The organism is Novilysobacter longmucuonensis, from assembly GCF_046600735.1.
GTDB classification, from domain to species: domain Bacteria; phylum Pseudomonadota; class Gammaproteobacteria; order Xanthomonadales; family Xanthomonadaceae; genus Novilysobacter_A; species Novilysobacter_A longmucuonensis.
Genome location: NZ_JBJMAW010000002.1, coordinates 106,893 through 120,022, shown reverse-complemented (window position 1 = coordinate 120,022; position 13,130 = coordinate 106,893). Strand labels below are relative to the sequence as shown.

Below are 13,130 nucleotides of genomic sequence, written 5' to 3'. Positions count from 1 at the left end.
AGGACATCAGAACTTGTACCGGAATTGCACATAGCCGGTCCGGCCGAGCCAGTCGTACTGCGTGGCGAAGGCCGGGGTGTTGCCGTAACGGGTGGCCACGCCGCTGGAAACCTGCGGTGGCGCGGTGTCGAAGATGTTGCGGACACCAACCAGGACCGACCAGTTGGGCTGGTCATAGAACACCGAGGCACCGTGATACACCACGCGATCGGCAGTCACATCACGCCTTGCGTTCTGGAACCCGAAGTAGCTGGTGTTCGGCGACTGGTTCAGACTGTTGGTGCCGTGGACGTAGTCCATGAACCAGTTCAAGGTCCAATCGTTGCGCTCGAAAGCGGTGCGGAGATTGCCGACGACCTTCGGACGGCTGATGGAACCATTGCGGTCGTCGTTGTCGAAGCCGCTGGCCTGCGAGGAGTCGAAGAACTGCTCGAAATCCTCCATCACGTAGGTGAAGTTGCCCTCGACCTCCAGGTTGCCTGCCCCGAAATCCCGCTCGTAACGGAACAGCAGATCGTAGCCGCGAGTCTTCAGCTTGTTCACATTGAGATACGAGTCGCGGACCAGGGTGATCGCGTGCGGCGCCGTCGGGTGGTCGGCCGGGTTGCGGTCGAACAGGTTGCAGAACGCGTTGGGGAACACCGGTGCGCCGTAGCAGCCGCCCAGGATGGCGCCGCCACCGAGTTGCGAGATCGTGTCGCTGATGTCGTAGGACCAGTAGTCCAGCGCCACGCTGAAGTCGGCGAACTCCGGCGTGAACACGACGCCGACCGTTTCGGCCAGCGAGCTTTCCGGTCTCAGCACGCCGGCGCCGCCGCCGGATACGATCGTGGCCGACGAGCTACCGCCTGCGAAGTCGGCCGGAATGCCGGCAGCAGCGCAATTCGCGCGGAGGAACTCGTTGTCGCGTTGTCCCCAGTCGATGCAGGGGTCGATGGCCAGCTGGCTGACGAAGCCGGTCTGGTTGCCCAGATACAGCTCGTACAGCCCCGGAGCGCGAAACGAAGTGCCGCGGGTGCCGCGTACACGGAGCGACGGCGTCATCTGCCAGCTCATGCCGAACTTCCAGATGCTGTCGCTGCCCTCGATGGAGTCGTACTCAAAGGTACGTCCGGACACATTCGCCTTGAGCTCCTCGAAGCCAGGCACGCCACTGATAAGCGGCACTTCCAACTCCGCGAAGAGTTCCTTGACGCTGTCTTCGCCCTTGGTGACCTGGGCCGAGGACTGGCCCCACAGGTCGCCGGTCCTGGACAGATCGCTGGGCTGGTCGTCGATGCTGTAGTCGCGGTACTCCACGCCGACCGCGGCAGCCACCGCGCCGGCCGGCAGGTCGAACAGCTCACCGGTGGCGAAGCTCCTGAACGTCAACTGGTCATAGACGGTGTTTCCGGTATGCCACTGGCCGATCTGCGCTTCCAGCTCGTCCATACGATCGCCGTTCAGTACGGCGGGGTCGAAGTAGTCGATCACCGGGGCGCTGTCGTCGAAGCGGACATCGCCCGAACGCGAGGCGACGATACCGAGGCTGGAGTAGTCGCCGTCCGAGCGCGAATAGCCGGTATCGACCTGCCAGGCCCACGTGTCGGTCCAGGTGACCAGGCCGTCCAGACCGGTGGACACGTAGTAGTAATCGACCGACTCGTTGCCGTTGGAGCGGAACGGTATCACCGGCTGGGCCAGACCCGACGGAACCGCAGCGGCGTAGTCGGGGTCGTTGGCGTAGCTGAAGAACGGAATGCGAGAGGTTGAGCCACCCACCAGCGGGAAGAACTGACGGAAGCGCCTGGACTCGTTCTCACGGCGGTTGAGCAGCACCTCGCCATTCCAGTTGACGCTGCCGAACGCGAATTCGGCGCCGGAGTAGATGCTGAAACGCTCCAGTTCATTGCTGATGTACTGGTCGCCGTAGAAATCGAAGTTCAGCACGTCCTCGTAGAAGGCCTGTCCGCCGGGACCGATGTAGGTCTCATTCCGGCGAGGGCGGTAGCCCGGGATCAGGCCCACGGTCGTGCCGTCCGGCGACGGGATATAGCGGGCGCCGGTCAGGGCGTCGATCACCGTATTCGCATACAGGTTGCTGCAGCCGGCGAGTTCGGTGCCGGCGAGGATCGAACGGTCCTCGCGGTCGATGCGGTTGCCTTCCGCATCGGTGAACAGGCCCTCGGAACACTGGAAGAAGTCGCGATCACCGACCTTCAGCGGCTCGCGCTTGAACCACTCGGCCGCCAGCGTGATGGCGCCGCGGTCGAAGTTCCAGCCGGTCGCGCCGGAGACGGTGAAGGTTTCACCACCGCCGTCGAACGGCGCGCGGGCATTGACGGTGATCTCGGGACGATCGATGTTTTTGCGGGTGATGACGTTGGCCACGCCGGCCACCGCGTCCGAGCCGTAGATCGAGGAGCTGCCGTCCTTCAGCAGCTCGACGCGCTGGATGATCGAGGTCGGGATGACGTTGAGGTCGAATGCGCCGACCTGGCCGCGGGTGCCGGCCGGCCCCGGGCGCTGGCCGTTCAGCAGGACCAGCGAGCGCTGCGCACCGAGACCGCGCAAGGAAACGGTCTGCACGCCCGCGCCGCCCTCGATGACGAAGCCGCTGAACTGGTTGTTGATCTGGGTGGAGCCCGCGGCAATGCTCGAGCTCTGCAGGAACTCGGCGGCTTCGACCTGGCCGAGGGCGATGTTGGTGTCCGCGGTGATGACCTGGACAGGCGAGACGGAGTCGTACTCGACCCGGCGCAGGAGCGAGCCGGTGACGGTCAGGCGGTCTAGCTCGACGACCACGTCCTCCTGCGGGGCCTGCGCCTGTTGCTGCGCCTCCTCCTGCTGCTGAGTCTGCTCCTGCTGCGCGTCGGTCTCGGACTGGGCCACGGCTGCGACGCTGTGTAGGCCTGCGAGCACGGCGACTGCCAGCGGCAGGAGCTTGGGCCCGCGTGTTGTGTTGCGCATCTGCATTGCTTGTTTCCCCTGGGTGATGACTGCGTTAAAGCATCGTTAAAGACCGATGAATGTATACATGGCGTGAGAGGTGGTTGCAAGCCGCTCCCGGGCCTGAGCTCTGGCCAAGCCGCGGGCGGCTGGACACCTGCATCGGCGGCTGGATCAGAGCCCTTCCGGCCCGCACTCCTCGGCAAGGTAGTGCTCGATCAGGCCCAGCGTCTTCTGATGGTGCCGGTAGTACCACGGCATGCTGTGCGGCATGTCGGGGATCAGCTCGAACTTCGCCGTCGTGCGACTGCGCGCGGCCTCGTAGAAGTCGCGCGCGTGGAACGCCGGCGTGCGGACGTCGCGGTCGCCGACGTACAGCAGGATCGGAAGCGAGGCCTTGTCGGCATTACGCATCGGGTCCATGCCCGTGACGGTGCGCCCCTGCAGGATGCGCTGGAGCCGGTCCTCGCTCCAGCTCGTCCCAAGCCGGCCCAGATCAGTAACCGGCGCACCGGAGATCGCACACTGGTAAGGGCTGTCGGGGCGCACTGCCGCGGCCGCGGCCGCGAAGCCGCCGTAGGAGTAACCGAAGATTGCCAGGCGGTCGCGATCGGCAATGCCCTGCTCGACCAGCCACGCCGCGCCGTCGTCCTTGTCGTCCTGCATCGCCTTGCCCCATTGCGAGTCGCCGGCAAGCCACAGCTCGCGGCCCAGGCCGGCGGAGCCGCGGTACTGCGGGCGCAGCACCGCGTAACCGCGAGAGGTCAGGAACGGCACCCAGCCCGACATGTCCCAGCCACCGTAATCGCGAGCCCAGGGGCCGCCGTGCGGGTGGATGACCGTCGGCAGCGGACCGTCCTTCGGGGTCCAGCCGGCCGGAAGGTCCAGGATCGCGGGAATCTGCATGCCGTCGCGTGCGCGATAGCTCACCCAGCGTTGTTCGCCGATGTCCCCGGCCTCGATCCACGGACGCTGGCTGCCCAGCGTCTGCACGCGCTTGCGGTCCAGAAGCAGGTGGTAGGCCGGCGGGTGCTGCGCGCTGTGCGTGGTGAACAGCACGCGCGATCGATCGTCGTTGTATCCGCCAATGGAGACGCTCTGATCGGGGAACGCCGCCTTGATGCCGTCGTGGATGGCGCGCATCTCAGGGTCGACGTACACGGCCGTGCGCTGCATGTCGCCGACAGTGAATCCCAGGACACGATTGAAGTCGCTCGGTTGCGATCCGAAGATCAGGCTGCCGATCGAAAACTGCGGATGCGCCAGCAGCGGCTCGGAATCGAATTCCCGCTTGGCCGGGTCGTACATCCACGCCTGCGTCTGGTCCGCGAACAGATCGGTGAGCACGTAGTATTTGCCGGTGGCTTCGTCGCGTCCGACGATCCCGACCGAATGGCGTTCGGTCAGCCGGTTGGACAGCTTGTCGTGGAGTTCGAACTCGCCGGTCTCCTCGTCGAGGATCGAGATGCGCTGCTCGTACTCGCTGCCGCCGACGGACTCCAGTTCGACGCGGGTGAGCACCTTGCCGGTGCGCGGGTCGAACAGTCCCGGCGAGGTACGCCCGTTGGCACGGAACAGAAGCTCCGTCTCGTTCGTGCGCAGGTTATAGAGGTGATAGCTGCCGCTCAGGGTGATCTCGTTGAGCTGGTTGACGATCACGTTGTCGGGGTCGAGCGGCAGCGTGCTGACCAGGCTGGCGGTGCCGGCGATTTCCAGGCATCGCTGCAGCTCCTCGCTGACTCCGATGCGCCGCGTCTTGTCGGCGAACGCCTCGTCGAAGCCATCGTGCGAGGTGTCGGTGAGATAGACCTTCGACACGAACGTCCTGGTCGCGCCGGAGGTCTTGCCCTCGCCGCACCCGGCGAGGCGCCCGGTCCACTCCTGCCTGCCGAGCACCAGCACGCGATCGGCCTTCATCGCGCTCGCGCCGATGAATTTCATGCGGTCGCCGGACGGGGTGATCGTTGCGCCGGCCTTCGGGTCGTCGAGGTTCCAGGTCGCCAATGCGGTTTCCCGGTGGTCCGAGCCGGGGGCGGCAACGATCGCAACCAGGTTGCGTCCGTCCGCGCTCATGGACACGGACTGGATTTCCGGCACGCGTGCGAAGGAGTCGATCGGAATCGGTTGCCGGGCCGCGGCGTGGCCTGCGAGCAGCGACAGGGCAAGCGGAAGCAACTGGAGCCGGGCGAAGCGTCGGGACATATCGAAAATCCTTTTTTGCTGGACAGTAGTCGAGGGCGGACGCAAGGCCCGTGCGGTTTGCCATTCAGGAAGCATTTCCCCGTGACGGAGTATGGCCGACGGCGTGCGCGATTTAAAACGACCGCGGTCATGTACCTAAGCGGATGTGTGGGCGTCATTCTCTCGGGCGCCGTTTGTAGGAGCGGGCCATGCCGCGACCGAGCCACACGTAGTAAGGCGATCGCGCCCATGGGCCGGACGTCATTCGCCTGGGCGCGGCTGTAGGAGCGGGCCACGCCCGCGCCTGAGCCACGTAGTAGGGCGATCGCGCCCATGGGGCGCTCCTACAGGGCCGCCTTGAGGGTACGACTGGCCGGTACAATTGCGACTGGCCGTCTGCCACCCCGAAGTTGGAAGGACACTGATGCAAACCCGTATCGCAGCGCACGCGGTGCAGCCGCACCTGTCTCCTTTGCCGAACGTGCGCAACATCATCGCGATCGGGTCCGGCAAGGGCGGGGTGGGCAAGTCGACCACGGCGGTCAATCTGGCGCTGGCGCTGTCCGCCGACGGCGCCCGCGTAGGCGTGCTCGATGCCGATGTCTACGGGCCCAGTGTGCCGATGATGCTCGGCCTGACCGGCCGGCCCGACAGTCCCGACGGCAAGACGATCGAACCGATGCGCGCGCATGGGATCGAGGCGATGTCGATCGGGCTGCTGGTCGAGCAGGACACGCCGATGATCTGGCGCGGTCCGATGGCGACCTCCGCGCTCACCCAGTTGCTCAACGAGACCCGTTGGGGCGGGTCGGACGGGGAAGGACTCGATTACCTGATCGTCGACCTGCCGCCCGGCACCGGCGACATCCAGCTGACCCTGGCGCAGAAGATCCCGGTGGCGGGGGCGGTGATCGTGACCACGCCGCAGGACGTCGCCACGCTGGATGCCAAGAAGGCGCTGAAGATGTTCGAGAAGGTCCAGGTGCCGGTGCTGGGTCTGGTCGAGAACATGGCGGTGCACGTGTGCTCGAACTGCGGCCATGCCGAGCACGTCTTTGGCGAGGGCGGCGGCACGCGGATGGCGGCGCAGTACGGCGTGCCTCTGCTCGGCAGCCTGCCGCTGGAACTGGCGATCCGGGAGCAGGGCGATGCCGGCGTGCCGGTGGTGGTCGCCGCCCCCGATTCGGCCGCGGCCCAGGCTTATCGCCGCACGGCGCGGGCGCTGGCGAGCGTGCTTGCGCAGCGGCCGCGGGTGAAGCCGTCGATTTCGGCGTCGCTCTTGTAGAGCCGAGCTTGCTCGGCTGCGCTCTGCCGCCGGCAGCCGGCTCCATGATGGTTGCGTTGCCGAGCAAGCTCGGCACTACGAGCTTGGTGTCGGACGTGGGTGCCGGGCTTATCAGCCCAGCTACTTTGCGTCCTTCGCGGAGCCCGCGCTCTGCCTTACAATGCGCCCCGTCGCCGCCCGGAACTACCGAATGAGCATCAAGTCCGACCGCTGGATCCGTCGCATGGCCGAGCAGCACGGCATGATCGAGCCGTTCGAGCCAGGCCAGGTCAAGCTGGGTGCCGACGGTGAGCGCATCGTCAGCTACGGCACCTCGAGCTACGGCTACGACGTGCGTTGCTCGCGCGAGTTCAAGATCTTCACCAACATCAATTCGACCATCGTCGACCCCAAGCATTTCGATCCGGGCAGCTTTGTCGATGTCGACGCCGACGTCTGCATCATTCCGCCGAACTCGTTCGCGCTGGCGCGCACGGTCGAGTGTTTCCGGATTCCGCGCGACACCCTGGTGGTGTGCCTGGGCAAGAGCACCTATGCCCGCTGCGGGATCATCGTCAACGTGACTCCGCTGGAGCCGGAGTGGGAAGGCCACGTCACCCTGGAGTTCAGCAACACCACCCCGCTGCCGGCACGCATCTACGCCAATGAAGGCGTCGCGCAGATGCTGTTCTTCCAGGCTGCTGCAGACGATGTCTGCGAAACCTCCTACAAGGACCGCGGCGGCAAGTACCAGGGGCAGCGCGGGGTGACGTTGCCAAGGACTTGATGAGAATGGCGGTGCTCCTGCTGAAAAATCCAGCCAAGCCCGGCATCACTTCCTGAAACCTGTGCAAAGCCCGGCCCTTCGCGCCCTGCCATTCCCTGTTCCCTGTTCCCTGTTCCCTGTTCCCTGTTCCCCATTCCCGCGCTATGGCTTCTGATAGGTCACGAAGAAGCCCTCGAGGTCGCCGTTCTCGATATACGGCTCGACGCTAAGCACCTTGTAGCCGCGGTCGGCGAACGCCTGGTGCGCCTTGTTGAGGTGATTGGCCGCGCCCTGGGTGCGGAAGCCCCAGCTCACGTCGATCCAGATGCTGACTGCGCCGAGACCCGCACTTTGTGCCTCTTCGGCGAGCTTCTCGGGGTTGCGATCGAACAGTCCGGCGTGCGCGGGCACGGCGGTGCAGGTCACAGCCGCGAGCAACGCGGCAAACAGCAATGGGCGCATGTATCTCTCCAGGTGGGGCGGACGAGGGGGGGCGGGTGATTCTCCGGCGCGATGGCTGGCGCCGGACTGAACGTGCTGGCGCAGGGGGCCGGAGAAGCTGGGCTTGTCAGCCCAGCCTACGTTTGTTGCGGTGGCTCCGGGCTGGCATCGGTCAAGGCGCCGATGGTGACGCCGTCGGCTTCGAGTGCGCGGCGCACGGCCAGGGCGAACGCGGCGGCGTCGGGGCGGTCACCGTGCAGGCATAGGGTGTCGGCGCGCAGCTTCAGCAAGGTACCGTCGCCGGTGCGCACTTCGCCGCAGTTGGTCAGAGCGCGGGCCTGCGCGATCGCGGCGTCCACCGTGGCCAGCACTGCCCCCGGCGCGGCGCGAGGCAGCAGCCGGCCGTCGGCGGCGTAGCCGCGTTCGGCGAACACTTCGTGTGCGACACGCAGTCCGGCGGCCTCACCGGCGGCAGTGAGCTGCGAGCCCGATAGCCCGAACAGCACCAGCGATCGGTCGAACGCGGCCACTGCAGCGGCGATTGCCTCGGCCGTGGGCCGGTCGCGGGCGCCCAGGTTGTACAGCGCGCCGTGGGGTTTGACGTGGGAGAGCCGCACGCCTTCATCGCGCGCGATCGCCTGCAGGCGTCCGAGTTGCCCGATGACCAGGTCGCTCACCGCCTGCGCCGGCAGTGCCAGTTCGCGACGCCCGAAATGTTCACGGTCGACATAACCGGGATGCGCACCGACCGCCACGCCATGTTCGCGGCACAGGCGCAGCGTCGCGCGCATCGTCGCCTCGTCGCCGGCGTGGCCGCCGCAGGCGACGCTGGCTGAGCTGATCAGCGGCACGATCGCGCCATCGGTGCCGCAGCCTTCGCCCAGGTCGCAGTTGAAGTCGATGCGCGGGACGCGCGGGTCCGGCGCGTTCATGCCCGGCTCGCGAGCATCAGCTCGAGCCTGGCCGCGCGCGCCCGGCTCTCGCAAGCCAGCTGCCCGGCGGTCGTGGGATCGCAGGGCGCGAACCGCAGCGCTTCGCCGGGGCGTATCTGCGCCAACACCGGCAGGTCGACGGCAATCACATGGCCCAGGCGCGGGTAGCCGCCCACCGTCTGGGCATCCGCCAGCAGCACGATCGGTTGCCCGTCGGGGGGCAGCTGGATGGTGCCCGGGGCGACCGCGGCCGATACCTGCTCGCCGGCGTTCGCGTCGGGGGCCGCGCCCGGCACGCAGGCGCCGTCCAGCCGCAAGCCCTGCCGATTGCTGTCTGGACTGGCCTGCCACAGCGTGCGCGCCAGCACCGGCGCGCACGGATGCGACGAGGGCACGTAGCGGATGATCGGACTGCCGGCGCGGCGGGTGGGCGGGTCGACCCACCAGCGGGCGATCTCCGGCCGGGCCACGTCGAGACTCGGCGCCGCCAGCAACGCCAGCGTGTCGCCCTGCCGCAGCGCCCGTCCGTCCAGGCCGCCGAAGCCGCCGCGCAGGTCGGTGCTGCGGCTGCCCAGCACCCGCGGCACGTCGAGGCCGCCGGCGACCGCGAGCCACGCGCGCGCGCCATCGCGCAACGCCTTCAGTTGCAGCACGCCCGCGGGCAGGGTCAGCGGCCGACCGCCAGGCACCGCGCATCGCGGGCCGTCGATGGGTTCGAAGCGGGCATCGACCGGGGCGCCGTGCAACGCGACCCGCACCGGCCGCTCAAGGCGCAGGGTAGGGCCGGACAGAGTCAATTCCAGCACCGCGGCATCGATGCGATTGCCGACCAGCCGGTTGGCCAGCATCGCCGCGCCCGGATCCAGCGCGCCGGCACGGGCGACGCCGAGATGGCGCCAGCCGGTACGGCCCAGGTCCTGGACCGTGGTCAGCGGGCCGGGCGAAAGCACGTGCAGGCTCATTGACCCGTGTTCCACGGGGTTTCGGCCAGACGGGCGAATTCGTCGGGATCGATCGCGCGCAACCGCACCTGGTCGCCGGGTGCGAGCACCGCGGGTGGTTCACGCTGCGGGTCGAACAGTTGCAGCGGGGTGCGCCCGAGCAGGCGCCAGCCGCCGGGGCCCTCGCGCGGATAGATGCCGGTCTGCGCGCCGCCAATGGCGACGCTGCCCGCCGGCACCCGTGTGCGCGGGGTCGCCAGCCGCGGCAGTGCGAGCGCCGGGTCGAGCCCGGACAAGTAGGGGAACCCGGGTGAGAAGCCGATCATGGCGACGCGATAGCGCCCGGCGACGTGGCGCTGGACCAGCGCCGCCGGAGTCAGCCCGAGCTCGCCCGCGGCGCGATCCAGGTCGGGGCCCAGTTCGCCGCCGTAGGCGACCGGGACCTCGACGGTGCGGGCGGGTCCGCTACTGCCCGGCGCCTCGGTCGCCGCGGCCTCGCGCAACAGGCAGTCGAGCGCCTGGTCGGCGGCCACCCGGCGGGGATCGAAAAACACCCCGAGACTCGCGTAGGCAGGCACCAGGTCGAGCAGCCAGGGCGCCGGCGCTTCGCGCAGCCGCGCGGCGAGCGCATGGACGCGAGCGTTGACTGCCGGGTCGATGGCGGCGCCGAACGTCAGCAGCCAGGCGTCATCGGCAAGCGCCTCGACCGCGGGCGCTGCGCAATCTGGCGTGGGTGTATTCACAACTGCAGCGCGCCACGCAGGCGCTCGACCAACTGCACCAGCTGTTCGGGCGGGTAGGGCCGGGCGGCCGCAACGCCCCAGACTGGCCGGGGCCAGGCGATGTCGGTCTGGAATCGCGCGATCACATGCACGTGCAGCTGTGCCACGACATTGCCCAGCGCGGCGACATTGAGCTTGTGCGGCTTGAACAACGTCTGCAAGGCACGGCTGGCGAGTGCGATCTCGCGCATCAGCGTGGTCTGTTGCGCGTCGTCCAGGTCTAGCAGTTCGACCGCGTCCCGGACCCGTGGCACCAGGATCAGCCACGGGTGGTTGGCATCGTCCATCAGCCGCAGCTCGCTGAGGGCGAACTGCGCGACCGGGCGGGTGTCCCCGGCCAGCTGCGCATGCAACTGCCATGGGTCGTGGCCGGCAGCACTCATCGCAGGAGGGCCGCCGACCAGCCGCCGGGCCCGGCTTGCCTGCCGTGCATGCGGCCGTGCGGGGCGTCGGGATCGATTCGGTGATGCATCGCGTGCTCCGTTCCTGAACCGCCTGGAGGCGCAGCTCCAGACGATTCTAGCGCCGACGCTTATAATTCGCGCCCGTTCGTCCGGGCCGGAATACCGCGTTCAAGCACCCGCGCTTAGCACCCGCGTCCTGCGCCCGCGCCGTGTCCGGGCCTTCTCCGCGCCCACAAAGTCCGTCGGCGCCGTCCAGCCAATCTTCCGGTCGTATCAATGTCCCTGCTCAACGCTCCGCCCACCCGCGGCAAAGTCGGTTTCGTCAGCCTGGGTTGCCCCAAGGCGCTGGTAGATTCCGAGCGCATCCTCACCCAGCTCAAGGTCGAGGGCTACGACCTCGTGCCCAGCTATGACGCGGCCGACGTGGTGGTGGTCAACACCTGCGGCTTCATCGATTCGGCGGTGACCGAGTCGCTGGATGCCATCGGCGAGGCCATCGCCGAGAACGGCAAGGTCATCGTGACCGGCTGCCTGGGCAAACGCGAGGACGTGATCCGCAGCGCCCACCCCGGCGTGCTGTCGATCAGCGGCCCGCAGGACTACCGCAGCGTGATGGATGCGGTGCACGCGGCCCTGCCGCCGACGCACGACCCGTTTCTCGACCTGGTCCCGCGTCGCGCGGCCGACGATGACATCGGCATCAAGCTCACCCCGAAGCACTACGCCTACCTCAAGATTTCCGAGGGGTGCAACCACCGCTGCAGCTTCTGCATCATCCCCTCGATGCGCGGCAACCTGGTCTCGCGGCCGGTCGACGAGGTCCTGCGCGAGGCGGAAAAACTCGCGATGGGCGGGGTCAAGGAACTGCTGGTGATCTCCCAGGACACCTCGGCCTATGGCGTGGACGTCAAATACGCCGAGCGCGAGTGGCGCGGCAGGGCCTACCAGACGCGCATGAAGGCGCTGTGCGAAGGGCTGGCCGAACTCGGCCTGTGGACGCGGCTGCATTACGTCTATCCGTACCCGCACGTCGACGACATCATCCCGCTGATGGCGGAAACGGGTGCCAATGGCATGCGCAAGCTGCTGCCGTACCTGGACATCCCGTTCCAGCACGCCAGTCCGCGCGTGCTCAAGCTGATGAAGCGACCCGGTGCGGTCGACAAGACGCTTGAGCGTATCCAGCGCTGGCGCGGGATCTGTCCGGACATCACGATCCGCAGCACCTTCATCGTCGGCTTCCCGGGCGAGACCGAGGCCGAGTTCGAGGAACTGCTGGATTTCCTCGACGAAGCCCAGCTCGACCGCGTCGGTGCGTTCGCCTATTCGCCGGTCGAGGGCGCCCGCGCCAACGACCTGCCCGACCCGGTGACCGAGGAGGTCAAACAGGAGCGCCTCGCGCGCTTTATGCAGCGCCAGGCGGATATTTCCACCGCCAAGCTCGAGGCCAAGGTCGGCAGCGTGCAGCGCTGCCTGGTCGATGCGATCGACGGCGAGCTGGCGATTGCGCGGTCGATGGCCGACGCGCCGGAGATCGACGGCCTGGTGCAGATCCAGAACGGGTTCGACGCGGGCCTGAAGCCCGGCGAGTTTGCCGACGTCGAGATCCTCGGCAGCGACGAACATGACCTTTACGGCGAGGTGGTCTGGGAGTAATCCCGGAAGGTCGCTGATCGCATGCACTCGGCTCCCTCCTTTGGAAAAGGAGGGCTGGGGAGGATTTGCTGTTGCCTTCGCTCCAGTGGCGCGGAGAGAGCGACGACTTCGCCGCACCAGTGGCCGCACTCCCGCCTAGTCCGGCGGCGGATAGTCGACCGCCAGCACGCAGAATCGCGCCGGCCCGAGCGGCAGCGCAACCTCGAACTCGTCGTCCACCCGCTTCTTCAGCAGCGCGCGCGCCAGCGGCGAGTCGATGCTGATGAAGCCGCGCCGTGCGTCGGTTTCGTCGGGCCCGACGATGCGGTGGCGCCGGCATTCGCCGCTGCTGATGTCCTCCAGTTCCACCCAGGCGCCAAAGAACACCGCCGTGGGGTCGGTCGGGGTGGTGTCGACCACTCGCAACGCGGGCAGCCGCTTGCTGAGATAGCGCACGCGGCGGTCGATTTCGCCGAGCTGTTTCTTGCGATAGATGTATTCGGCATTCTCCGAGCGGTCGCCCTCGGCCGCGGCGGCGGCAAGGGCTCTCACCACTTCCGGCCGGCGCTGTGTCCAGAGCTCGTTGAGCTCCGCCCGCAGGCGCTCGAACCCGGGGCGGGTGATGACCGCGGTGGAGGCTGCGACGGGCGGACGCCAGCGGCTCATGGATCGGACGGCTCCGGATGCCCGGCGCATTGGGAGGGGCCGGAATGGCGCAGTGTAATCGGCACCTCGATCCCACCGCGTATGTGCCGATATGTGACGGTGTCGCGCTTGCGGCCGTTCTCTGCGCGCGGCTAACCTGCCTGCTCCATCCCACGTGCCTCGTCATGCCCGCAGCCGATCGTTGTTCCCG

At 67.7% G+C, this 13,130-nt stretch carries 11 protein-coding genes; 3 read left to right on the top strand and 8 right to left on the bottom strand.

Annotation, left to right across the window (positions count from 1 at the left end; translation table 11 throughout):
• Window positions 1-6 precede the first annotated feature (6 nt).
• Window positions 7-2,871 (bottom strand): TonB-dependent receptor domain-containing protein, encoded by a 2,865-nt coding sequence (locus tag ACJQWM_RS02585; protein ID WP_411306648.1) that lies wholly within the window; start codon window positions 2,869-2,871, stop codon window positions 7-9.
• A 231-nt stretch (window positions 2,872-3,102) separates the two neighbouring features.
• Window positions 3,103-5,130 carry an alpha/beta hydrolase family protein gene (locus tag ACJQWM_RS02580; RefSeq protein ID WP_332704823.1) on the bottom strand — a complete coding sequence of 676 codons (2,028 nt, stop codon included), beginning with the start codon at window positions 5,128-5,130 and terminating at the stop codon, window positions 3,103-3,105.
• A gap of 403 nt (window positions 5,131-5,533) precedes the next feature.
• Here ACJQWM_RS02580 and apbC point away from each other — a divergent pair, with 403 nt between their 5' ends.
• Window positions 5,534-6,394, top strand: coding sequence for an iron-sulfur cluster carrier protein ApbC (apbC, locus tag ACJQWM_RS02575; RefSeq protein WP_332704821.1), 861 nt, complete (start codon window positions 5,534-5,536; stop codon window positions 6,392-6,394).
• Window positions 6,395-6,584: 190 nt separating this feature from the next.
• Complete coding sequence (gene dcd / locus ACJQWM_RS02570) at window positions 6,585-7,160, top strand: dCTP deaminase (RefSeq protein WP_332704819.1); 576 nt, start codon at window positions 6,585-6,587, stop codon at window positions 7,158-7,160.
• 141 nt (window positions 7,161-7,301) lie between these two features.
• Here dcd and ACJQWM_RS02565 read toward each other — a convergent pair whose 3' ends face one another.
• From ACJQWM_RS02565 to ACJQWM_RS02545, 5 genes are all read right to left on the bottom strand, one after another.
• Entirely contained in the window at window positions 7,302-7,601 is a 300-nt protein-coding gene (locus tag ACJQWM_RS02565; protein WP_332704817.1) for a hypothetical protein, read from the bottom strand.
• A gap of 116 nt (window positions 7,602-7,717) precedes the next feature.
• Window positions 7,718-8,512, bottom strand: coding sequence for a 5-oxoprolinase subunit PxpA (locus tag ACJQWM_RS02560; RefSeq protein ID WP_332704815.1), 795 nt, complete (start codon window positions 8,510-8,512; stop codon window positions 7,718-7,720).
• The gene (locus ACJQWM_RS02555) at window positions 8,509-9,474 is read right to left on the bottom strand and encodes a 5-oxoprolinase subunit C family protein (protein ID WP_411306647.1); all 966 of its coding nucleotides are present in this window, start codon (window positions 9,472-9,474) and stop codon (window positions 8,509-8,511) included. The genes ACJQWM_RS02560 and ACJQWM_RS02555 overlap by 4 nt, the downstream gene beginning before the upstream one ends.
• Window positions 9,471-10,196: a 5-oxoprolinase subunit PxpB gene (pxpB, locus tag ACJQWM_RS02550; protein ID WP_332707650.1), complete on the bottom strand. Its 726-nt coding sequence runs from the start codon at window positions 10,194-10,196 to the stop codon at window positions 9,471-9,473. Before pxpB ends, ACJQWM_RS02555 begins: the two co-directional genes overlap by 4 nt.
• Complete coding sequence (locus ACJQWM_RS02545; protein ID WP_332707653.1) at window positions 10,193-10,618, bottom strand: HIT domain-containing protein; 426 nt, start codon at window positions 10,616-10,618, stop codon at window positions 10,193-10,195. The genes pxpB and ACJQWM_RS02545 overlap by 4 nt, the downstream gene beginning before the upstream one ends.
• A 297-nt stretch (window positions 10,619-10,915) precedes the next feature.
• Between ACJQWM_RS02545 and rimO the strand changes: the two genes are divergently transcribed.
• Window positions 10,916-12,295: a 30S ribosomal protein S12 methylthiotransferase RimO gene (gene rimO, locus ACJQWM_RS02540; protein WP_332707656.1), complete on the top strand. Its 1,380-nt coding sequence runs from the start codon at window positions 10,916-10,918 to the stop codon at window positions 12,293-12,295.
• 135 nt (window positions 12,296-12,430) lie between these two features.
• Here rimO and greB read toward each other — a convergent pair whose 3' ends face one another.
• Window positions 12,431-12,940 (bottom strand): transcription elongation factor GreB, encoded by a 510-nt coding sequence (greB, locus tag ACJQWM_RS02535; protein ID WP_332707659.1) that lies wholly within the window; start codon window positions 12,938-12,940, stop codon window positions 12,431-12,433.
• Between the last annotated feature and the right edge of the window lie 190 nt (window positions 12,941-13,130).

Excerpts from the sequence above, each read along its gene's own strand:
- ACJQWM_RS02545 (WP_332707653.1), bottom strand. The coding sequence starts at position 10,618 with ATGAGTGCTGCCGGCCACGACCCATGGCAGTTGCATGCGCAGCTGGCC.
- apbC (WP_332704821.1), top strand. The coding sequence starts at position 5,534 with ATGCAAACCCGTATCGCAGCGCACGCGGTGCAGCCGCACCTGTCTCCT.
- rimO (WP_332707656.1), top strand. The coding sequence starts at position 10,916 with ATGTCCCTGCTCAACGCTCCGCCCACCCGCGGCAAAGTCGGTTTCGTC.
- ACJQWM_RS02555 (WP_411306647.1), bottom strand. The coding sequence starts at position 9,474 with ATGAGCCTGCACGTGCTTTCGCCCGGCCCGCTGACCACGGTCCAGGAC.
- ACJQWM_RS02560 (WP_332704815.1), bottom strand. The coding sequence starts at position 8,512 with ATGAACGCGCCGGACCCGCGCGTCCCGCGCATCGACTTCAACTGCGAC.
- greB (WP_332707659.1), bottom strand. The coding sequence starts at position 12,940 with ATGAGCCGCTGGCGTCCGCCCGTCGCAGCCTCCACCGCGGTCATCACC.
- ACJQWM_RS02580 (WP_332704823.1), bottom strand. The coding sequence starts at position 5,130 with ATGTCCCGACGCTTCGCCCGGCTCCAGTTGCTTCCGCTTGCCCTGTCG.
- ACJQWM_RS02565 (WP_332704817.1), bottom strand. The coding sequence starts at position 7,601 with ATGCGCCCATTGCTGTTTGCCGCGTTGCTCGCGGCTGTGACCTGCACC.
- dcd (WP_332704819.1), top strand. The coding sequence starts at position 6,585 with ATGAGCATCAAGTCCGACCGCTGGATCCGTCGCATGGCCGAGCAGCAC.